This is a genomic window from Sphingomonas sp. AP28 (assembly GCF_056680455.1).
This window is the reverse complement of sequence record NZ_CM155283.1, coordinates 2,708,399-2,728,608: the sequence shown is the minus strand read 5'-3', so window position 1 is coordinate 2,728,608 and position 20,210 is coordinate 2,708,399. Positions and strand designations below refer to the sequence as shown.

Here is a 20,210-nt window from a genome sequence, read left to right as displayed (position 1 = left end):
GTCCGCTTATGCGGATCAAGCCTCGATTGTGGCACGCCGTTCGAACCCGGCATAGTCGTTCGCGACCACCTTTTCGCAGATCGCCCGGTACACCGCGACGCCGCCGATGAACGGCATGAACACGCGCGGTTTGCCGGGCACGTTCGCGCCGAGATACCAGGAGTTGCCGGACATGAAGAGCGTGCGGGCGGCCATCGCATTGCCGCGGTCGACCCACCGGTCCTCGGCCTCGCGCGTCGGCTCGATCCGGGTTTCGCCGCGGTCGCGCAGAGCTATGAGGCAATCGCGCACCCATTCGACATGCTGCTCGATCGACAAGACCATGTTGGTCAGCACCGATGGACTGCCAGGTCCGGCGATCAGGAACAGGTTCGGGAACCCCGCCGACATCAGCCCTAGATACGTCCGCGGGCCCGCGCTCCATTTCTCCGCCAGCGTGTTCTCCGTGCCGGTGATGGCGATCCGCAGGAACGAGCCGGTCATCGCATCGAAGCCGGTCGCCAGCACGAGAACGTCGAGCGGCGTCGTACCCTCGGCCGTCTCCACGCCCTGTGCGACGATACGCCGAAGCGGATCCTTGCGCAGGTCTTTCAGCGTGACGTTGGGTCGGTTAAACGTCGCATAATAATCGGTATCGACCGCGATCCGTTTCGACCCGATCGGATAGTCGCCCGGCGTCAGGCTCGCGGCGGTTTCGGGATCGGCAACCGTTTCGCCAATTTTCGCACGCACGAAATCCGCTGCGGTCGCATTAGCGGTCTGGTCGAGGATCAGGTCGTTGAACACCTGCGCGAACCCTGCGCCGCCATGCGTCCACGCGTCTTCATAGGCGGCCGTGCGATCGGCATCCGCAAGGTCGTGCGCGGACTTTCCGGTCATGCGGAAGATCACGCCCGGCGCGGTCTGCCTGACGGTCGCGCGGTGATCGCGGTACGCCGCCTTGCGCGTCGCGATCTGGTCCGGCGAGAGCGGCGCATTGCGCGCCGGCACGGTGAACGAAGGCGTACGCTGAAAGACCGTGAGGTGCTCCGCCTGCGCCGCGATCAAGGGGATCGCCTGGATGCCCGACGATCCGGTGCCGATCACGCCGACCCGCTTGTTCGCGAAATCGACGCCATCCTCGGGCCAGTTGGCGGTCGAGACCGTCTGGCCCGCAAAATCGCCGAGCCCGGCGATGTCCGGAGCCTTCGCGGCCGACAGGCTGCCCGTCGCGAGGATCAGGTACCGCGCGGACCATTCGCCCGCGCTGGTCTTGACCTGCCAGCGCCCTGCCGCCTCCGACCAGTCGGCCGCTGCAACTTCGGTGTCGAACGCGATAAGCGGGCGCAGGTCGAACCGGTCTGCGACATGCTCGAGATAGCGCAGGATTTCGGGCTGCGTCGCGAAGCGCTCGCTCCAGTCCCACTCCTGCTCGAGCGCGGGGTCGAACGAATAGCTGTAGTCGAAGCTTTCGACGTCGCACCGCGCGCCTGGATAGCGGTTCCAGAACCACGTGCCGCCGACGCCCGATCCGCGCTCGAACCCCTGCACGCTGAACCCCGACTTGCGCAGTTCGTGGAGCAGGTAGAGCCCGCCAAAGCCTGCGCCCACCACGACGCAATCGACCTCACGCATCCTTGGTCTCCGATTTGGCGCGGAACGGCGCGGTCTTGTCGGCACGCGGTTCGGCGGGGAGGCCCAGCACGCGTTCGGCGATCACGGTACGCAGAATTTCGTCGGTGCCGCCGGCGATCCGGTAGCCCGGCGCCCAGGTGAAGCTGTCGTGGAAGATGCCCTCGGCCGCGTCGTCGTCGCGCTCCATCACCAGCCCCATCGGCCCGCGCGACAACAGCGTGTCGCGCGCCAGCCCCTGCATCTCGTTGGCGGTCACCAGCTTCGTGATCGCGTTCTCCGGCCCCGGCTTCTCGCCGCGGGACACCGCGGTCAGCAACCGGCTCCGCGTCAGGCGAACGCCTTCGTAGCGGATATGATGCTCGACGATCGCGTTGCGGGTCGCGGGATGATCCGCCGCGGTCCCGAACTTTCCAGGGGTCGCGCGCGCCAGTCGGATCGCGGCGGCGATATCCGGCCCGCCGACATCGCCGATCGAGACGCGCTCGTTCATCAACGTCGTCATCGCGGTCGCCCAACCGGCATCGACCGCGCCCAGCCGCTGCGTGTCCGGGATACGAACGCCGCTCAGGAACACCTCGTTGAAGTTTGCGAACCCCGACATCTGCCGGATCGGCCGCACCTCGACGCCGGGCGTTCGCATGTCGAGCCAGAACATCGTCATGCCACGGTGCTTGGGCACGTCGGGATTGGTCCGCGTGAGCAGGATCGCGAAGTCGGAGAATTGCCCGCCGGTCGTCCACACCTTCTGCCCGTCGACGATCCAGTCGTCGCCGGCCTGAACCGCGCGCGTCCGCACGCCGGCCAAGTCGGAGCCGACTGACGGTTCGGAGAAAAGCTGGCACCATATCTCGTCGCCGCGCATCGCCGGCGTCGCCATCCGGTCGATCGTCGCCTGATCGGCAAAGCTCGCCACCGTCGGGACGCACAGGCCGATGCCGATCTCGAAATACGGGAAATGCAGCCCCGCTGCGGCTTCCTCCTGGTCGAAGATCAGCGCCTGCGCGACGCTGCCCTCGTGGCCGCCCCAGCTCTTGGGCCAGGCGATGCCGACATAGCCTGCGTCCGCCTTGATCCGTTGCCATGCGCGCGCGAGCCCAAGCCATTCGGGCGTCGCATCGCGCCGACGACGGGTCTGCGGCAACGCGATGCGGTTCGCAGCGATCCAGTCGCGGACCTGCGCGCGGTATCCTGCTTCCACTGCGGTATCGTCGAAGTTCATGCGTACAGGTCCCGGCCGATGATCTGCTTCATCACTTCGGCGGCACCGCCGGCGATCCGCGTGATCCGCGCGTCGATATAGGCGCGTGCGATCGGATATTCGGTCATGTACCCATAGCCGCCGAAGAACTGGAGGCACTGGTCGACCACCTTGCAGTGCAGGTCGGTGACGATCAGCTTCACCTTGGCGGCATCGACCGCGGTCAGTTCGCCCTCGCCGAACCGCTTGATGCACCAGTCGGTGAAGATCCGCGCCGCCATCGTTTCCGCCGCTAATTGCGCCAGCACGAACTGCGTGTTCTGGAAATCGGCGATCGTCCCGCCGAACGCCTTGCGCTCGCGCGTATAGTCCACGGTCCAGCGGATCGCCGCCTCGCAGACGCAGGCGCTGCGCACCGCCTGCGCGAGACGTTCCTGCGCCAGCTTGGTCATCATCATCGCAAAGCCGCGGCCCTCGTCGCCAAGACGGTTGCCGACGGGTGCGCGGACACCCGAGAAGAACAGCTCGGACGTGTCCTGTGCCTTGAGCCCGATCTTGTCGAGATTGCGCCCGCGCTCGAAGCCCGGCGTATCCGTCTCGACGACGATCAGGCTGACACCGCGTGCGCCCGCGTCCGGGTCGGTCTTGCACGCCAGCACGATCAGGTCGCACAACTGGCCGTTGGAGATATACACCTTCTGCCCGTCGATGACGTAGTCGTCCCCGTCGCTCACCGCGCGCGTGCGGATCCCCTTGGCATCGCTGCCGGCGCCGGGCTCGGTCATGCCGAGCGCGCCGATCATCTCGCCGGTCACCATCTTCGGGAGATAGCGGCGCTTAACGTCCTCGCTGCCCCAGGCGAGGATGTAGGGCGCGACGAGATCGGAATGGATCATGAAGCCGGGCCCGGTGATACCGGCGCGCGCGAGTTCCTCGATCACGACGACGTTGTAGAGCCAATCGCCGCCGAACCCGCCATATTCTTCGGGGATGTTGGGGCACAGCATCCCCATCTCGCCGGCCTTGCGCCAGACCTCGCGCGGGACGATCCCCGCCTCTTCCCAATCGGCGTGATGCGGAACGAGTTCGGCCTCGACGAAGCGCCGCACGCTGTCGCGATACTGGTCGTGTTCGGGCAGGAACATATCGCGCGCGATCGTAAAGTCGCCGGTGTTGGAGCCTCGTTCGGCCATTGCATCCTCCGTTTGATCGGATATTAGTTTGGTTGCGTACCTTATTCAAGCTACCTAATTGCCGAACACCGAAACGGGGGATGGAAACGTGGATTTCGACTATACCGAGGACCAGCGCTATCTCCGCGACGAAGCGAGTCGTTTCCTGACCGCGCACTGTCCGCTATCGCGCGTCCGGACCGTCCTCGACGACGCCGGCACGACGCACGATGCGGCGCTCTGGAAGCAGATCGTCGAACAGGGCTGGCTCGGGATCACCATTCCGGAAAGCCATGGCGGGCTCGGGCTCGGTGCGGTCGAACTGGGGGCGATCGCGGAGGAGATCGGCGCCGCGCTGGCCCCGGTGCCGTTCGGATCGACGCTGTATCTGCTGGCCGAGGCGGTGATGCTCGCCGGGTCCGAGGACCAGAAGACTGCAATCCTGCCCGCTATCGCCGAGGGTTGCTTGATCGGGTGCGCGGCACTGTTCGATGGTCCGGGCGATCTCGATTACGCGCGGATCGCCACCACGGTCGCTGACGGTCGTCTTACCGGAACCAAGCAACCGGTGGTGGACGGCAACATCGCCGATACCGCGCTCGTGCTCGCGCGTGACGAGAACGCGGTCGGATTGTACTTGGTGAACCTGGACCAGGCTGGCGTCACCCGCACCATGCTGGACGCGATCGACGGTGCGATGAATGTCGCACGGCTGGAGTTCGCCGACGTTTCCGCGGAACGGCTCACCACGGGCCGCGCGCAGATCGAGGCGATCTTGGCGCGCGCGGCGGTCCTGTACGGCTTCGAACAGGTCGGCGCGGCCGATCGCTGGCTGCGGATCACGACCGACTATGTGAAGGAGCGTCAGGCGTTCGGCGGCCCGGTCGGGCGGTTCCAGGCGGTGAAGCACAAGCTCGCCGACCTTTACGTCGCGAACGAGCTTGCACGAAGCCACGTCTTCCACGGCGTCTGGGCGATGACCGACGCACCCGATCGGCTGATGCAGGCGGCGGCGGCGGCGCGCGTCGCGGCGTGCGATGCCGCATGGCTCGCGTCTAAGGAGGCGATCCACCTCCACGGGGGGATCGGCTATACCTGGGAACACGACGCACATCTCTTCTACCGCCGCGCGCATCACTGGTCGCTGAACCTAGGCAGCCCGCAGGCTTGGAAAGACCGGCTGTTCGACGAACTCGCCGCTGCGGTATGAGGCCCACGTTCCGCCCCCGTAAGGGGGAGGTGGCGCGAAGCGACGGAGGGGGCAGACACGGAACGTAGGTGGCACTTACCTCCCCCTCCGTTAGGCAAGTGCCTGCCACCTCCCCCTTGCGGGGGAGGATTAAAGGGAAGTCAGAACGTCACCACCGACCGTGCGAGCTTTCCCGTCTTCAGTTCCGCCAGCGCATCGTTGATGCTGGTCAGCGGAACACGCGCAGAAATAAGCGCGTCGAGCTTCAACCGCCCCTGCATATAGAGATCGACCAGCCGCGGCATGTCGACCGGGAAATGGTTCGACCCCATGAACGAGCCTTGCAACTTGCGCTCCATAAGCAAGTCCATTGCGCCGATATCGAAGCTGGTGCCGATCGGCGCGACGCCGACGACGGTGCACGTCCCGCCCTGCCGCAGCATGCGGAACGCCTGTTCGACGGTCGGTTTCAGTCCGATCGCCTCGAAGCTGTAATGCACGCCCCCGCCGGTCAGTTCGCGGACCATCTCGACGACGTCGCCACTCGATCCGTCGATGATGTCGGTCGCGCCCATCGTCTGCGCCAGCGCGAGTTTCTCGGGCACCCGGTCGATCGCGATGATCCGCGCGGCGCCGGCGATCAACGCTGCGTTGACGATCATCAACCCGACCCCGCCGCAGCCGATCACCGCGACGGTCGATCCCGCCTCGATCCGTGCGGTATGCACGACCGCGCCGTATCCGGTCGTCACTGCGCAGCCGATCACCGAGGCGAGATCGAGCGGCATGTCGCGGCGTATCGCGACGCAGGATCGCTCATGCACCAGCATCATCTCGGCGAACCCGCTGAGCCCGCCGACCTGATGGACGCGCTTGCCTGCTGCGTTGGTCATCCGCGGCGTCGCACCCCGCGGCCGGTCGATCTCCTTGACCTGGCAGATCGAGAGGTGCCCCGTCACGCAATCCTGGCAATGACCGCAAAAGCCCGAGACGCAGGTAACGACATGATCGCCGACCTTCAGCCCGCGAACCTCATCGCCGATAGCCTCGACCACACCCGCGGTCTCGTGGCCGAGCACGGCCGGCATCGGCGCGGGGAACGATCCGTCCGCCATGTGCAGGTCGGAATGGCATACGCCGGTCGCCGCGACCCGGATCAGCACTTCGCGCGGGCCGGGCGTATCGACGCTTAGTTCCTCGATCTGGAGCGACTGGCCGCGCTCGAACAGGACGGCAGCTTTCATCACACAGTCTCCGGCAAGGTTTTAAGGCGATCGCGCACCGCGCGTCGCAGGATTTTTCCGGCCGCGTTCTTGGGCAGCATGTCGACCACCTCGAGCGTCTTGGGCCGCTTGTAGCTGGCGATCCGCGCGCGCGCCCAGCCGAGCACGTCGTCCGCATCGACGACCATGCCCGGCTTGGCGACGACGACCGCGTGGACGCATTCGCCCCAGCGATCATGCGGCACGCCGACCACGGCGACCTCGGCGATCGCCGGATGGCCATAGATCGCGCTCTCGACTTCGGCGGGATAGATGTTCTCGCCGCCCGAGCAGATCATGTCCTTCACCCGGTCCTTGATATACAGGAACCCGTCCGCATCGAGATAGCCCGCGTCGCCAGAGCGCAGCCAGCCATGGGCATCGATCGCCTCCGCGGTCGCGTCGGGTCGGTTCCAATATCCCTTCATGACGCCCGATCCGCGGACCAGTATCTCACCGATCTCGCCCGCCGGCAGGTCTGCGCCTTCGTCGTCGACGATCCGGACTTCGGTCGCAAAGGTCGGCTTGCCGGTCGAGCGCAAGCGGTCGGCATCGCGGTCGTGGTGATCGACCGGTGCCAGCATCGCCATCACGCCGTTCGATTCCGTCATGCCGTACGTGCCGACGAAGTCGCAGCGCATCCGGTCGAGCCCTTCCTTCAGCAAGCCGACCGGGATCGGCGCGGCGCCGTACAGGAACTTGTCGAGGCTGGTGAAGTCCACCTCGGCCGATTTCGGATGCGCGAGCATCATCTGCAGCGCGGTCGGGACGAGGCCCGTCATCGTCACCTTGTGGCGGCCGATATCGGTCAGGATGCGCTCGAGATCGAACTCGCGGTGCAGCACGACGGTCGCGCCGGTGAACAGCGGCCGCAACAGCAATTCCAGCCCGCCGACATGGAACAGAGGCAACACGACGAGGCATATCTCGTCGCGCGAAATGCCCCACCACGGCGGCGTCTCGGGCGCATCGAGCCCGCAATGCCGGATGAAGTTGCGGTGCGTGATCATCGCGCCCTTGGGGTGCCCGGTCGTTCCCGACGTGTAGATCAGCATCGCGACATCGTCAGGGTCAACGACGACGCCCGGTTCCTCGTCGGACGCAGCGCCGTCCAGATCGAACGCGGTGTCCGCGAACCCGATCACCGTTCGCCCGACGATCGCGTCGGCTGGCACGAGGCCCTCCAGTCCGCGTTCGATGAACAGCATCGAGGGCGCGGAGTCGCCGACGATGTAGGCGATCTCGGTCGAGGACAGGCGCCAGTTCAGCGGCACCAGCACGGCGCCGGCCTTGGCGATGGCAAACATTAGTTCGACGAAACCGGCATTGTTCTTCGACAGCACGGCGATCCGGCCGCCGGGCTTCACGCCAGCCTGCACGAGCTGGTTCGCCAAAATGGACGTCCGGCGGTCGATCTCCGCATAGCTGAACGCGTGATCCTCGACGATCAGCGCGGTCTTGTCGCGGACCGCGCGCCCGATCGGTCGCACGACATCGGCGAGCGTGACATAATCCTCAGCGCGCATCTCGCGTCTCCCTCAGCGGCCGGTGAACGCGGCCCGGCGTTTCTCGACGAACGCGGTGACGCCTTCCAGATGATCGTCGCTGGCGGCGATGTCGGACAGCGTCCGTGCCTCCGCGGCGGACTGTTCGTCCCAGGTCGACTCTAGCGACTGACGGATCAGCTGCTTGGCACCCCCCATCGCCAGCGTAGGCCCGCGCGCCAGCTTGCGCGCGAACGCGATCGCCTCGTCCTTCAGGCTGTCCGCGGGGAACGTCCGGTTGACGAGCCCCCATTCGACCGCCTGCGCCGCGGTGAACCGCTCGCCCAGCATCGTGATCTCCAGCGCGCGGCGCTCGCCGACGATCCGCGGCAGGAAATAACTCACTCCGCCGTCCGGACTGAGCCCGATATGCCGATAGGCGAGCGTGAACTGCGCATCGTCCGCCGCCAGCGCGAAATCGGCGCAACACATCAGGCTGATCCCCATTCCCGCGGTGATACCCTGCGCGGCGACCACGACCGGCTTCGGCATCCGCCGCAGTCGGTGGAAGGTCAGATGCCCGCTGACGATCCGCCGCTCCATGCCCGACGCGTGGCCGAACCGATCCGCGGTCAGCGCGTCGTGGAAGCCGTGGACATCACCGCCCGCCGTGAACGTCTCGCCCTCGCCGCGGATCAGCACCGCGCGCACCGCATCGTCGCGTTCGAAGCGGTGGACGATCTCCGTCATCTGCTGCGCCATCTCGGCGGTGAACGCGTTGCGGCGCTCGGGGCGGTTGATGACCAGCGACCCGACGCCGTCGGTCACGTCCGCAATGAGATAGTCGGCCATGCATCTCTCCAAGCTCGGCAGCGGTATTCCGCTCTGGCTGCATACAACAACGCCTACATATAGTTCGCAAGCGTTCTTTTTATTTGTGACCCTCGAGCAGTTTTTCGGCAAGGTCGGCCCAGTCGCGGGCGCCGTTGCCGCCATCGTGCAGCGCGCGCGCGTTGCCGGCCAGCGTCCGTTTGTGCACACCCTGCGCGATCGACGCCAAACGGAACGCGGAAAAGCCGAGATAGAACTCGAAATCGTCGATCCCCGCCCGCCCGCTCGCCGCGCAATAGGCGGCCACGAACTCGGCTTCGGTGGGAATGCCAGTCGCGGCAAAGTCGATCGTCTTGCTGCTGCCCCAGTGCATGAAGTCGGCGTGGTAGAAGAGGCAGAAGAAGCCGAGATCCGCCAGCGGCGCGCCGAGCGTCGACAGCTCCCAATCGAGCAGCGCGATCACCGCGGGCTCCGTGGGCGCGAACATGATGTTCTCCTGCCGGAAATCGCCGTGAACGATCCCGACCCGTTCGTCCGCCGGAATACGCATCGGCAGTGCCGCCATGACGCGCTCCATGCTGGCGATGTCGTCGGTCTGCGCGTCGCGATACTGGCGCGACCAGCGTGCGATCTGACGCTCGAAGTAATTGCCCGGCCGCCCGAAATCGCCAAGCCCGACGCTGGTCGGATCGACCGCGTGCAGCGCGGCCATCGTCGTGGCAATCGCGTCATACGCCGCCGCCCGTTGGTCACGGGTCATGTCGGCGAAGCGGTTGTCCTTGTAGATCCGCCCCTCCAGGAACGGCATCAGGTAGAACGGCGTACCGATCACGTCCGGATCGTCGCAATAGGCGAGCATCTCGGGCACCGGCACAGCGGTATCGCCCAACGCGGCCATAATCCGGTATTCGCGGTCGACCGCATGCGCGCTGGGCAGCAATTCGCCCGGCGGCTTCTTGCGCAGGACATAGCGCGCGCCGGTCGCGGTATCGGTCAGCAGGAAGGTGGGGTTCGACGCACCACCGTGGAATTCGGCGATCTCGAGCGGGCCGACGAACCCGTCCAGCACGCCTTGGCAATAGGTTTCGAGCGCCGCGCGGTCGAACGCATGCCCGCCCCAGACCGCACCGACGCGATCGAGCGCGCCGACGCCGCTCACAACCGTCCGAGGATCGAGATCGCCGCGATCCCCTGATACGGCACGCCGCCAAGATTGTGCGTCAACCCGAGCGACGGGTCCTTCAACTGTCGCTCGCCCGCGCGCCCGAGCAATTGCGTGTACGTCTCGTATGCCATCCGCAGCCCCGACGCCGCGATCGGGTGACCGAAGCATTTCAGTCCGCCATCGATCTGGCAAGGAACGCCGCCGTCCGCGTCGTAGAACCCGTCGAGGATATCGATTGCCGCGCGGCCTTCGGCGGAAATGCCAAGGTCCTCCATCGTCACGAATTCGGTGATCGAGAAACAGTCATGCACCTCGATCATCGACAATTGCTCGCGCGGGTTGTCAATTCCCGCTTCGGCATAGGCGCGCTTGGCCGCGTTGCGCGTGTTGCGAACGTAACTGCCGTCCCAGTCGGACATCGTCGTCTCGGTACCCGAACTGATCGACAGCTGGATCGCCTTGATCGTTACCAGGTCGCGCTTCCCCAAAGCGCGTGCGATCTCGGGCGTCGTCACGATCGCGCACGCCGCGCCGTCCGATACGCCGCAGCAATCGAACAGCCCAAGCGGCTCGGCGATCATCGGCGCCGCCAGAATCTGCTCCATCGACACCGCCTTGCGCAGATGCGCCTTCGGGCTGTGCTGGCCGTTCTGGTGGCTCTTCCACGAGACGTGCGCGATCGCCTGCTTCAGATCCTTGCGGCTCGTGCCATGCTTGCCGCGATATCCCGCTGCTAGCTGCGCGAACCCGGCCGGTGCCGAGCCGAGCGGCAGCCACAGATCGTTGAACGTACCCTTGTACGGCGACGGCAAGCCGCCATAGCCGGTGTCCTTCAACTTCTCCGCACCGATCGCCAGCGCGATATCGCACGCGCCGCTCGCCACCGCATAGGCGGCACCGCGCAACGCCTCGGTACCGGTCGCGCACATATTCTCCAGCCGCGTGACCGGAATGCCGTCGAGCCTCAGGGCGACCGCCGCCGGGATCGCCGAGTTGCCGACGTTCACCGAATCGAGCGCCGACCCATACCAGGCCGCATCGATCTGGCCGCGCTCGATCCCCGCATCCGCCAGCGCTTCGTCGAACGCCTCCGCCAGCAACTGGTGCGTGCCGGCGTCCCAGCGTTCGCCGAACTTCGAACACCCCATGCCGAGGATCGCGACCTTGTCCTTGATGCCACTAGCCATGATGCGTCTCCGCGACGGGCGTCGCTTTCCAGAAATAACGGTTGAAGCCGCGTGCCTTGTCGCGCTCCTTGATCCGGTAGACCATGCGGAGCGGCGTCCCCGTCTCGAGCTGCTCGGGGGCCGCGTCGACGATCTCCATCAGCAGCCGCGCATGATTGTCGAACGCGACGAACCCGACGGCGAGCGGCGGTGCGGGGTGATAGGAAAGCCAGTCCGACGTCACCGTGAAGATTGTCGCCCGCTCGTCGGCAAGGCTGATCGGAGCGAGCTTGTCGGCCGGCGCGTTGCATGCCGGATTGACGCAATAGGCGAGCACCGGGAACTGCACCGTGCCGCACACCGCGCACTTGCCGCCGGTAAAGGTGTCGAGCTGGTCCGAGACCCGGTATTGCTCGGTCAGCGCCGCCTTGCCGGTCTTCTCGCCGCGCATCCCCCAGTCAAGCGTGATCTGGTCGTAGAAGCTGAGCATCCGCAGGTAATCGCGCGTCACGATTTTGTCGGCCACCGCCCCCGCGACACCGCGCGCCGCCGTCGGCCGGCCGCACAGGTCGGTCGCCTCGAACAGCAGGACGTCGACGCCCTGCCCGAACCCGATCATCAGGATACGCTCGCCCGATTTAGCCACGGCCAGCGTCTCCGCCAGCATCAGGAACCCGTGCGCGACGCCGCAATAGCCGATCGCCGGCTCGAACGCGCCCGCGATAGTCCCTGCAAACCCGATCTGCTTGCCGATCGTCGCGGCGATCCCGCGCACCGGTGCCGGCAGAATCAGGTGCTGGACATCCGCCGCCATTACGCCTGCCACGGCGAGCGCCGCCTTCACCGCTTCGGGCACCAGCTTGGCATAGCCCTCGTCGCGGATCCACCGCTCCTCCCAGGCATAGTCGGACGGCTGGTCCGCGCTGCGAAACCGATCGACGAAATGCGCCTGCCGCGAGGTCGCCGCGAGCAAAGTGGCGATCACGCCCTCGCTCCCCGTCGTCACGGCCGCAGCCCCCGCCCCCGTCTGCATCTCCGCGACGCTCGCCGGCAACGCACGCGGCTTTTCGCTGGCGACGATCAGGCCGTCGCCATCCGCCGCTTCCAGCGCCTGGATCAACGCGGTCGTCCCTGCGCGCTGCGATCCCGCAGCATTCGAGGCCCGCGTATCGTGATCCAGCCCCAGCGCCGATGCGACGATCACCGCATTCGACAGGTCGGCATAGGGAAAGGTGGTCGACGCCAGGCTGATCGCGGAGATCGCATCGCGCGGCCGGCCGGCAAGGCAGTCGCGTGCGGCCTCGACCGCCATCGTCACGACGTCCTCGTCCCAGCTACAGAACGCGCGCTCGCCCTTGCCGCCCGCCTTGAGCGACGGGTTCATCCACGCATGCGCCGCCGCGATCGCCGCGCGTTCGATCCTGAGCCGCGGCACGTAAGCGCCGAACCCGGTGATCCCGTACGCCATCAGACCGGATCCCACGAAAACACCTGCCCCGATTTGGTCGGCGGCAGGAAGGCTGGCGAAAATGCCGGGATCGCACGGTCGAGCACGCTTTCGGGCGTCCACCCGTCGGCGGTGTGCATGATCTGGACGGGGCGCGTCTTGCTGAAGAAATAGATCTCGTTGTTACGCACGCCGAAGATCTGGCCGTTGACGCTGGCGCGCGCCGCATCGGACATCAGTGCGACCGCGAGCGGGGCGATCCGCTCGGGCACCATCGTCATCAGCCCCTCGACACGTTTTTTCTGCTCGGGCGTCTCGTTCGGAATGGTGCCGACCATCCGAGTCCACGCGAACGGCGCGATGCAGTTCGACACGACGCCAAAACGCTCCATGTCGAGGCTGATCGAGGTCGACAGACCGACCACGCCCATCTTCGCCGCCATGTAATTGGCCTGGCCGAGATTGCCGATCAGCGCCGAGCTCGACGTCATGTGGACGAATGCGCCGCACCCTTGTGCCTTCATCTGCGGCGCAGCGGCGCGCGCGACATAGAACGGCCCCTTCAGGTTCACGTCGATCACGAGGTCGAAATCGTCCGGATCCATCTTGTGGAAGATCGTGTCGCGCAGGATACCCGCGTTGTTGACGACCCCGTCGACGCGCCCGAAATGATCCATCGCGCACGCCACAATCCTAAGCGCTCCCTCGTAGGTCGCGACGCTGTCGGTGTTCTCAATGGCACGCCCTCCGGCCTCGACGATCTCGCGGACGACCTGCGCGGCCGGAGCCTCGTCCGACGCATCGCCACCCGGCGACACGCCCAGATCGTTGACGACCACCGCCGCGCCGGCCCGCGCAGCCTCCAGCGCGATTCCGCGACCGACACCGCGTCCGCCGCCGGTGACGATCACCACTTTGCCGTCCAGCATCCTCGCCATGTCCGCTTGCTCTCCTGTACCCCGTCTCTCCAGATAGGACGGTTGCGTACAATCTGCTTATGGATCGATGAGCCATACCGTCAAGCATGAACTATAATAATGTTGACGATAATGAAGCTTACCTGTTTGATCGGGATATGACGGACGCGCCGCTCTCTCCCGAAAACGGCGCGGTCGAGCAGCGGATCGATGCGCTCGCCCGGTGGACCCTTGGCGGCCCTGCGACGAACGCCGTCCGGCTGACCGGCGGTGCGAGCCAGGAACTCTGGTCCTTCGACGTCGGCGACCGAAGCTATGTCCTGCGCCGTTCGCCCGAGACAGACCTTGGCGCGCGGATGGAAACCGCCGGGCTCGAGACGGAAGCTGCCGTGATCGAGGCGGTGCGCGCGGTCGGCGTTCCGGTGCCGACTATCGTGCATGTCCTGTCTCCCGACGATCGGCTGGGACAGGGTTTCATCGCGACACGCATGCCAGGCGAGGCGCTCGGTCGCAGGATCGTCGATCATCCGGATTTCGCCGCGATCCGCCCTCACCTCGCCAACGCCTGTGGCACGATTCTCGGGACGATCCACGACACGCCGATCGACATGCTCCCGCCGCTCGCAACACGCACGCCGGTCGACTCGATCGTTGCGCTCGAAACATTGCTTCGCAGCTTCAGCGAACCGCGCCCGGTCTTCGAAGTCGCACTGATCTGGCTGAAGCAGAACTGTCCTACGCCTAGTAACCCACGCCTCGTCCACGGAGATTTTCGCACCGGCAATTTTCTGCTCGAACCCACCGGGATCAGCGCGATCCTCGACTGGGAGGCGTGTCATCTCGGCGACCCGATGGAAGATCTTGGCTGGCTCTGCATGCCCGTATGGCGGTTTGATCATCTCGATCGCCCGGTCGGCGGCTTCGGCCAGCGCGAAGATTTGTATGCGGCCTACACGCACGCCACCGGGCGACAGGTCGATCCGGTCCGCGTTCGGTTCTGGGAGATCCGCGGCATGCTCCGCTGGGGCCTGACCTGCATGCTCATGGCCGACGATTTCCGACGGGATCGCAGCGCGATCGAACGCGCCGCGATCGGTCGTCGTGCGTCCGAAGCCGAGATCGAGCTCCTCCATGCCATTGCGCCGCGAGACACCTGACATGCACGACGCGCCCGATCCCGCCGCGATACTCGATGCCGTCGGCGATCTGCTGCGCGACGTGATCGTTCCCGAGCTGAAAGGAGCGACCGCGTATCAAGCCCGGATCGCCGCCAGCCTCGTTCGCCTCGCGGCACGCGAATGGCGTTCGACGGATGCAATGACCGAACTCGACGAGCTGTGCACGCTGTTGGAATGCGGCGGCGGTACGCTCCCGGATCTGAACGCGGAATTGGCAGACCGCGTTCGAACCGGCCTCCTCTCCATCGACGATCCGGTGGTCGCTGCACATCTCTGGCGTACCACGCTCGCCAAGCTCGCCGTCGATCGCCCGGAATATCCGCGAAAAGTCCCTTGATAGTTCGCCAGCGTACGATACGCTGCAAGCAACGATAGATGGGAGACGATGATGAGGTTATGCGAAGGCCGGGTGGCCGTCGTCACCGGCGCAGGTCGCGGCGTCGGTAGGGCCTATGCCGAGATGCTCGCGAAGCACGGCGCGAAGGTCGTCGTCAACGATCTGGGCGCGGCGGCAAACGGGTCGGGCAGCGACACGACACCCGCGGAAGAGGTCGTCGCGGCGATCCGCGCGGCGGGCGGCGAGGCAATCATCGATACCGCCGACGTCTCCGACTGGAAGGCATCCGAAGCGCTGATCGCCAACGCCGTCGATACGTTCGGCCGGCTCGACATCCTGATTAACAACGCCGGCATCCTGCGCGACCGCATGCTAGTCAACATGAACGAGGACGAATGGGATGCGGTGATCAAGGTCCATCTCAAGGGGACATTCGCACCGACGCATCACGCCGCGAACCACTGGCGACTGAAAAGCAAGGCCGGCGAACCCGTCGATGCACGGGTCATCAACACCACCTCGCATTCGGCGATCTTCGGCAATATCGGCCAGGTCAATTATGCCGCGGCAAAGGGCGGTATCGCCGCGTTCACGATCGTGGCTGCACGCGAGCTTCAGCGTATCGGCGTGACGGTCAACGCGGTCGCGCCCCGTGCGAACACGCGGATGACCGAAGGCCTGCGCGAGTGGACGGACGAGGAACGCGCCAAACGATCGCCCGACTGGATCGCCGCGCTGGTGACGTGGCTTGCCAGCCCTGAAGCCGCGCATGTAAGCGGCCGCGTGTTCGAAGCCTGGGGTTACGGCTTCGGTGTCGCGGAAGGGTGGCAGCACGGCCCGACGACCGACGCCTCGCAGGACCCGACCGAGATCGGCCCCCGCATGAACGCAATCCTCGACGCCGCGCGTCCCAACGCCGGCATGGACCGCGACACGGTCATGAACCCGTGACCGAGCATCTTACGGGCACGCTCGACCTGACGCTGGTCGCCGAAGAGCTGGGCTTCCCCGAGGGGCCGATCGCGATGGCGGATGGTTCGGTCCTGCTCGTCGAGATCCGAGCCAAGCGGCTTTCGCGGATCGCGGCGGACGGCAGCTATTCGGTCGTCGCACAGTTCGAAGGCGGTCCCAACGGTGCTGCGATCGGTCCCGACGGTGCGGTCTATATCTGCAACAACGGCGGCATGGCGTTCGTCGATCTCCCCGACGGCGCGGGAATCCCGATCGGCGCCGCGGAGGACTATGTCGGCGGCTCGATCCAGCGCGTCGACCTTGCGACCGGGGCGATCACCACGCTCTACACGACGTGCGACGGCCAGCCGCTCAACAGCCCGAACGACCTGGTGTTCGACGCGCAGGGTGGTTTCTGGTTCACCGACATGGGCCGCACGCTGCCGACCGGACACGATGCGGGCACCATTTATTAGGCGCACGCCGACGGCTCGGGCATCCGCAAGGTCCGCGGCGGCCTGCACAGCCCCAACGGCATCGGCCTGTCCCCTAACGGCGACCGGCTCTATTTCGCCGAGACCGTGACCAGCCGCGTCTGGTGCCATGCCATCGTCGCGCCCGGCGAGATCAGCGCGTCGCGCACTATCTGGACGCCAGGCGACGTCCTCGGTCCGCTTCCCGGGTACCAGTTGCTCGACAGCCTCGCGGTCGATTCCTCGGGCAACATCTGCGTCGCGACGCTCATCAACGGCGGCATCACCGCATTCGCGCCGGATGGGAGCACGACCACGCATTATCCCGTCCCCGATCTGGCCACGACCAACATCTGTTTCGGCGGGCCCGACATGACGGACGCGTGGATCACCGCGTCGAGCACAGGCAAGCTCTACAAAACACGTTGGCCGTGCCCTGGACTGCGGCTGGCACATCAGGAGTAATTGCCGGCGTCGCTTGACCACCCCCCTTTGCTCGACCGCCCCCGTTGCTTGACCGCCCCCTTCGCTTGACCGCATTGCAGCATGGTGCGATTGCTTACGGTAAGCAGCGTGAAGGTACAGTCCATGCGTCCAGCGACGCCGCACCAGAAGTTCGGGTTCCTGATCCACGACGTGTCGCGGATGCGTCGCACCTTCTTCGATTCGGCGCTCAAACCGCTCGGTATCACGCGCGCGCAGTGGTGGGCGCTCGGCAATATCTCGCGCCATGCCGACGACGGCATGATCCAGACGGAACTCGCGCGGATCCTCGAAACCGGCAAGGTGTCGGTCGGCGGCCTGATCGACCGTCTCGAGGAAGCGGGGCTGGTTTTCCGTCAGGCCGACAAGGTCGATCGCCGGGTGAAGCGCATCTTCATCACGCCCAAGGGCTTCGAACTGATCGACCATATGGTGAAGGTCAGCGAGGACCTCGACCATACGCTGTTCGACGGGATTGCCGACGAAGAGCTCGCGGCGGCTGCCGATGTGCTGGCGCGCACCAAGGCGAACATCCGCGCCGCGCTAAAGGACGAGACGGTCGCCGACCCGCTGCCCTCCACGGTGCCCAAGAAGCGCCGCAAGTCCGCCGCCGAACCGGTCGCCGCCGAATAGGAAAGCTCATTCCTCCCCCGCCAGGGGGAGGTGGCTGGCGCTTGCCAGACGGAGGGGGAGGTAAGGGCAACCTCTGTTCCGCGTCCTCCCCCTCCGTCAACTTCGGTGCCACCTCCCCCTGGCGGGGGAGGATCCAGCAGTAGACGCCGAACCGCTCAATAACTCTTCGGCAGGTCGAGCACCTTCTCCGCGACGAACGACAGGATCAACTGCTCGGTGATCGGTGCGAGGCGGGTTACGGCGACCTCGCGGTAGAGCCGCTCGACATGATATTCCTTCGCGTAGCCGAAGCCGCCATGCGTCGCGATCGACTGCCAGCAGCTGTCGTGACCCGCGCGCGCGCCGAGGAATTTTGCGCTGTTCGCCTCCGCACCGCAGGCCAGCCCGGCATCGTACAGCTTGGCCGCCTGCATCGCCATCAGCCACGCGGATTCGAGATACATCCAGCGTTCGGCAAGCGGGTGCTGAATCCCCTGGTTCTGGCCGATTGGCCGGTCAAACACGACCCGTTCGCGCGCATAGGCGGCGGCGCGGCGGAGCGCATCCTGGCCGATCGCGATCGCCTCCGCGGCGATCAGGATACGTTCGGGGTTCAGGCTGTGGAGGATGTAGCTGAAGCCCTTCCCCTCCTCGCCGATCCGATCCTCGTCGGGTATGAACAGCCCGTCGATGAAGATCGCGTTCGAATCCACCGCCTTGCGGCCCATCTTCGGGATCTTGTGGACATCGATCTTGGTGCGATCGAGGTCGGTGTAGAAGATCGTGATGCCGTCGGTCGGCCGCGCACAATCCTCGTACCGCGTGGTCCGCGTCAGCAGCATGATCTTGTTCGCGACCTGCGCGGTCGAGGTCCAGACCTTCTGCCCCTTCACCAGATACCCGCCGTCGACCTTCTCGGCGAAGGTCTTGATCCGCGTGGTGTTGAGCCCGGCATCGGGTTCGGTGAAGCCGAACGCCACCTGGTCGTCGCCAGCGATCAGCCGCGGCACCCAGCGTGCCTTCTGCTCGGGCGTCCCCTTCACGACGATCGGATGCGGGCCGAACAGGTTGATGTGGACCGCCGACGCCGCGGTCATGCCGCCGCCGTGGCTCGCCACCTCGTGCATCATCACCGCCGCCTCAGTGACGCCGAGCCCCGCGCCGCCGTAAGCTTCAGGCATGGTTATGCCGAGCCAGCCGCCGTCCGCCATCGCCCGGTGGAAGTCGCGGGGGAAGACGCCGTCCTCGTCGCGTGCGAGCCAGTATTCGTCGTCGAAGCGCGTGACGATCGATCGCACGCCCTCGCGGATCGCAGCCAGATCGTCGCTCTCGTGTCGCTGGTCCATCATGCCTCTCCTGCCGCGGCGAGCGTGCGCCGGGCTGCCTTCAAATGCGGAATATCGTACATTTTCCCGTCGATCCCGAGCGTTCCCGCCCCTGGTTCCGCAGCAAAAGCCGCGACGATCCGGCGGGCATGCGCGAGGTCTTCGTCCGACGGGCTGAAACACGCGTTGATCGTCGCGACCTGATCGGGATGGATCGCGATCCGCCCGGTGAAACCGTCGCGTCGGGCTTCACGGCAGTCCGCTGCCAAACCGTCGGTATCGCGAAAATCCGCGTACAGCGTATCGATCGGCGCCACCCCGGCGGAGGCCGCCGCGAACAGGCATTGCGCGCGCGCGACACGGTAGGGCAGCGTCCAGTCGCCCCCCGTATCCTTGTTGTCGGTCGCGCCGATAGCCGCCGCGAGATCCTCCGCACCCCAGGTCATCCCGACCAGTCGAGAATGCGCGGGCGTGTAGGAGCCCAGCGCGAACATCGCGCGCGGCGTTTCGGTCGCGACGACCCCGACCTTCACGGTTCCGATCGGCAGGCCGGCCGCCTGCTCGAACGCATCCAGATAATGGCCGATGCGGACGACGTCCTCGGCACAGTCGACTTTCGGAACGAGGACGCCGTCGAGGCCAGCGCGCACAACCGCGGCCAAGTCGGCGAGCGTCAGCCCGGTATCGAACGGATTCACCCGCACGAAAAACCACCAGTCGCGCGCACCGCCGTTCGCCAGGAGGCTCGCGACATGCGCGCGCGCGGCATCCTTCGCCGTCGGTGCGACGGAATCCTCGAGGTCGAGGATTAGCGCATCCGCACCGCATAGCTGCGCCTTGGCGAACTTGCGCTCGCTGTCGCCGGGGACGAACAGCAGCGACCTCAGCCTCATGCCGGCCGCGCCATCATCAGCGCGGCGCGCGTCGTCCGGCATATGATCTCGTCCTGCTGGTTCAGCCCGACATGCTCGAACGTGACGATCCCCTGCCCCAGCCGCGACGTCGATGGCCGCAATGCCTTCACTTCGGTCCGGCTGCGGATCGTGTCGCCCGAGAAGACCGGCTTCGGAAATACCGTATCGGTCATGCCGAGATTGGCGACCGTCGTCCCGAACGTCGTATCCTGCACGCTCAACCCGATCACCAGGCCCAGCGTGAAGATCGAGTTCATCAGCGGACGCCCGAACTCGGTGGTCGCGGCATAGGCATGGTCGATGTGGATCGCCGCCGGGTTATAGGTCAGCGACGAGAACAGCATGTTATCCATGTCGGTCACGGTGCGCCGAACCTCATGGTCGAAAACGTGACCGACCTCGAAATCATCGAACCATAGTCCGGGCATCCTGCTCTCCTGTGCTCACGCGCCGGACAGTCCACGCTGTTTCCGGTCGCCGATCCTCGCCCGC

General features: G+C 66.0%; 18 protein-coding genes and 1 pseudogene. 6 read left to right on the top strand and 13 right to left on the bottom strand.

The window, feature by feature from the left end; all coding sequences use genetic code 11:
• Positions 1-15: 15 nt before the first annotated feature.
• The 3 genes from AC1MH0_RS12565 to AC1MH0_RS12555 are packed head-to-tail and all read right to left on the bottom strand — an operon-like array spanning position 16 to position 4,005.
• On the bottom strand, positions 16-1,614 hold the full coding sequence (locus AC1MH0_RS12565) for a flavin-containing monooxygenase (protein WP_480963058.1): 1,599 nt from the start codon (positions 1,612-1,614) through the stop codon (positions 16-18).
• The gene (locus AC1MH0_RS12560; RefSeq protein WP_480963057.1) at positions 1,607-2,833 is read right to left on the bottom strand and encodes an acyl-CoA dehydrogenase family protein; all 1,227 of its coding nucleotides are present in this window, start codon (positions 2,831-2,833) and stop codon (positions 1,607-1,609) included. Before AC1MH0_RS12560 ends, AC1MH0_RS12565 begins: the two co-directional genes overlap by 8 nt.
• Complete coding sequence (locus AC1MH0_RS12555; protein ID WP_480963056.1) at positions 2,830-4,005, bottom strand: acyl-CoA dehydrogenase family protein; 1,176 nt, start codon at positions 4,003-4,005, stop codon at positions 2,830-2,832. Before AC1MH0_RS12555 ends, AC1MH0_RS12560 begins: the two co-directional genes overlap by 4 nt.
• 88 nt (positions 4,006-4,093) lie before the next feature.
• Here AC1MH0_RS12555 and AC1MH0_RS12550 point away from each other — a divergent pair, with 88 nt between their 5' ends.
• Positions 4,094-5,194, top strand: coding sequence for an acyl-CoA dehydrogenase family protein (locus tag AC1MH0_RS12550; protein WP_480963055.1), 1,101 nt, complete (start codon positions 4,094-4,096; stop codon positions 5,192-5,194).
• Positions 5,195-5,334: 140 nt separating this feature from the next.
• Here the strand turns inward: AC1MH0_RS12550 and AC1MH0_RS12545 are convergent, their stop codons facing one another.
• From AC1MH0_RS12545 to AC1MH0_RS12515, 7 genes are all read right to left on the bottom strand, one after another.
• Positions 5,335-6,417: a Zn-dependent alcohol dehydrogenase gene (locus tag AC1MH0_RS12545; RefSeq protein WP_480963054.1), complete on the bottom strand. Its 1,083-nt coding sequence runs from the start codon at positions 6,415-6,417 to the stop codon at positions 5,335-5,337.
• Positions 6,417-7,961 carry a long-chain-fatty-acid--CoA ligase gene (locus AC1MH0_RS12540; RefSeq protein ID WP_480963053.1) on the bottom strand — a complete coding sequence of 515 codons (1,545 nt, stop codon included), beginning with the start codon at positions 7,959-7,961 and terminating at the stop codon, positions 6,417-6,419. The genes AC1MH0_RS12545 and AC1MH0_RS12540 overlap by 1 nt, the downstream gene beginning before the upstream one ends.
• 12 nt (positions 7,962-7,973) lie before the next feature.
• Entirely contained in the window at positions 7,974-8,771 is a 798-nt protein-coding gene (locus AC1MH0_RS12535; protein ID WP_480963052.1) for an enoyl-CoA hydratase/isomerase family protein, read from the bottom strand.
• 79 nt (positions 8,772-8,850) lie between these two features.
• Positions 8,851-9,909: a phosphotransferase family protein gene (locus AC1MH0_RS12530; protein ID WP_480963051.1), complete on the bottom strand. Its 1,059-nt coding sequence runs from the start codon at positions 9,907-9,909 to the stop codon at positions 8,851-8,853.
• Entirely contained in the window at positions 9,906-11,102 is a 1,197-nt protein-coding gene (locus AC1MH0_RS12525) for an acetyl-CoA acetyltransferase (RefSeq protein WP_480963050.1), read from the bottom strand. Before AC1MH0_RS12525 ends, AC1MH0_RS12530 begins: the two co-directional genes overlap by 4 nt.
• Positions 11,095-12,549 carry an OB-fold domain-containing protein gene (locus tag AC1MH0_RS12520; protein WP_480963049.1) on the bottom strand — a complete coding sequence of 485 codons (1,455 nt, stop codon included), beginning with the start codon at positions 12,547-12,549 and terminating at the stop codon, positions 11,095-11,097. Before AC1MH0_RS12520 ends, AC1MH0_RS12525 begins: the two co-directional genes overlap by 8 nt.
• Positions 12,549-13,466: an SDR family NAD(P)-dependent oxidoreductase gene (locus AC1MH0_RS12515; RefSeq protein ID WP_480963048.1), complete on the bottom strand. Its 918-nt coding sequence runs from the start codon at positions 13,464-13,466 to the stop codon at positions 12,549-12,551. The genes AC1MH0_RS12520 and AC1MH0_RS12515 overlap by 1 nt, the downstream gene beginning before the upstream one ends.
• A 137-nt stretch (positions 13,467-13,603) precedes the next feature.
• Between AC1MH0_RS12515 and AC1MH0_RS12510 the strand changes: the two genes are divergently transcribed.
• From AC1MH0_RS12510 to AC1MH0_RS12490, 5 genes and pseudogenes are all read left to right on the top strand, one after another.
• Positions 13,604-14,602 carry a phosphotransferase family protein gene (locus AC1MH0_RS12510; protein ID WP_480963047.1) on the top strand — a complete coding sequence of 333 codons (999 nt, stop codon included), beginning with the start codon at positions 13,604-13,606 and terminating at the stop codon, positions 14,600-14,602.
• On the top strand, positions 14,577-14,960 hold the full coding sequence (locus AC1MH0_RS12505) for a DUF6285 domain-containing protein (protein WP_480963046.1): 384 nt from the start codon (positions 14,577-14,579) through the stop codon (positions 14,958-14,960). The genes AC1MH0_RS12510 and AC1MH0_RS12505 overlap by 26 nt, the downstream gene beginning before the upstream one ends.
• Before the next feature lie 51 nt (positions 14,961-15,011).
• A complete protein-coding gene (locus AC1MH0_RS12500; RefSeq protein WP_480963045.1) occupies positions 15,012-15,911 on the top strand; it encodes an SDR family NAD(P)-dependent oxidoreductase in 900 nt (299 codons plus the stop codon).
• Positions 15,908-16,849, top strand: a pseudogene (locus tag AC1MH0_RS12495) (SMP-30/gluconolactonase/LRE family protein). Before AC1MH0_RS12500 ends, AC1MH0_RS12495 begins: the two are co-directional and overlap by 4 nt.
• 81 nt (positions 16,850-16,930) lie before the next feature.
• On the top strand, positions 16,931-17,500 hold the full coding sequence (locus AC1MH0_RS12490) for a MarR family winged helix-turn-helix transcriptional regulator (RefSeq protein ID WP_480963044.1): 570 nt from the start codon (positions 16,931-16,933) through the stop codon (positions 17,498-17,500).
• Positions 17,501-17,655: 155 nt separating this feature from the next.
• Here the strand turns inward: AC1MH0_RS12490 and AC1MH0_RS12485 are convergent, their stop codons facing one another.
• The 3 genes from AC1MH0_RS12485 to AC1MH0_RS12475 are packed head-to-tail and all read right to left on the bottom strand — an operon-like array spanning position 17,656 to position 20,146.
• Entirely contained in the window at positions 17,656-18,825 is a 1,170-nt protein-coding gene (locus tag AC1MH0_RS12485; RefSeq protein WP_480963043.1) for an acyl-CoA dehydrogenase family protein, read from the bottom strand.
• On the bottom strand, positions 18,825-19,697 hold the full coding sequence (locus AC1MH0_RS12480) for an HpcH/HpaI aldolase/citrate lyase family protein (protein ID WP_480963042.1): 873 nt from the start codon (positions 19,695-19,697) through the stop codon (positions 18,825-18,827). The genes AC1MH0_RS12485 and AC1MH0_RS12480 overlap by 1 nt, the downstream gene beginning before the upstream one ends.
• Positions 19,694-20,146 (bottom strand): MaoC family dehydratase, encoded by a 453-nt coding sequence (locus AC1MH0_RS12475; protein WP_480963041.1) that lies wholly within the window; start codon positions 20,144-20,146, stop codon positions 19,694-19,696. Before AC1MH0_RS12475 ends, AC1MH0_RS12480 begins: the two co-directional genes overlap by 4 nt.
• Between the last annotated feature and the right edge of the window lie 64 nt (positions 20,147-20,210).

Excerpts from the sequence above, each read along its gene's own strand:
- AC1MH0_RS12565 (WP_480963058.1), bottom strand. The coding sequence starts at position 1,614 with ATGCGTGAGGTCGATTGCGTCGTGGTGGGCGCAGGCTTTGGCGGGCTC.
- AC1MH0_RS12560 (WP_480963057.1), bottom strand. The coding sequence starts at position 2,833 with ATGAACTTCGACGATACCGCAGTGGAAGCAGGATACCGCGCGCAGGTC.
- AC1MH0_RS12555 (WP_480963056.1), bottom strand. The coding sequence starts at position 4,005 with ATGGCCGAACGAGGCTCCAACACCGGCGACTTTACGATCGCGCGCGAT.
- AC1MH0_RS12545 (WP_480963054.1), bottom strand. The coding sequence starts at position 6,417 with ATGAAAGCTGCCGTCCTGTTCGAGCGCGGCCAGTCGCTCCAGATCGAG.
- AC1MH0_RS12540 (WP_480963053.1), bottom strand. The coding sequence starts at position 7,961 with ATGCGCGCTGAGGATTATGTCACGCTCGCCGATGTCGTGCGACCGATC.
- AC1MH0_RS12535 (WP_480963052.1), bottom strand. The coding sequence starts at position 8,771 with ATGGCCGACTATCTCATTGCGGACGTGACCGACGGCGTCGGGTCGCTG.
- AC1MH0_RS12525 (WP_480963050.1), bottom strand. The coding sequence starts at position 11,102 with ATGGCTAGTGGCATCAAGGACAAGGTCGCGATCCTCGGCATGGGGTGT.
- AC1MH0_RS12520 (WP_480963049.1), bottom strand. The coding sequence starts at position 12,549 with ATGGCGTACGGGATCACCGGGTTCGGCGCTTACGTGCCGCGGCTCAGG.
- AC1MH0_RS12515 (WP_480963048.1), bottom strand. The coding sequence starts at position 13,466 with ATGGCGAGGATGCTGGACGGCAAAGTGGTGATCGTCACCGGCGGCGGA.
- AC1MH0_RS12510 (WP_480963047.1), top strand. The coding sequence starts at position 13,604 with ATGACGGACGCGCCGCTCTCTCCCGAAAACGGCGCGGTCGAGCAGCGG.
- AC1MH0_RS12505 (WP_480963046.1), top strand. The coding sequence starts at position 14,577 with ATGCCATTGCGCCGCGAGACACCTGACATGCACGACGCGCCCGATCCC.
- AC1MH0_RS12500 (WP_480963045.1), top strand. The coding sequence starts at position 15,012 with ATGAGGTTATGCGAAGGCCGGGTGGCCGTCGTCACCGGCGCAGGTCGC.
- AC1MH0_RS12490 (WP_480963044.1), top strand. The coding sequence starts at position 16,931 with ATGGTGCGATTGCTTACGGTAAGCAGCGTGAAGGTACAGTCCATGCGT.
- AC1MH0_RS12485 (WP_480963043.1), bottom strand. The coding sequence starts at position 18,825 with ATGGACCAGCGACACGAGAGCGACGATCTGGCTGCGATCCGCGAGGGC.
- AC1MH0_RS12480 (WP_480963042.1), bottom strand. The coding sequence starts at position 19,697 with ATGAGGCTGAGGTCGCTGCTGTTCGTCCCCGGCGACAGCGAGCGCAAG.
- AC1MH0_RS12475 (WP_480963041.1), bottom strand. The coding sequence starts at position 20,146 with ATGCCCGGACTATGGTTCGATGATTTCGAGGTCGGTCACGTTTTCGAC.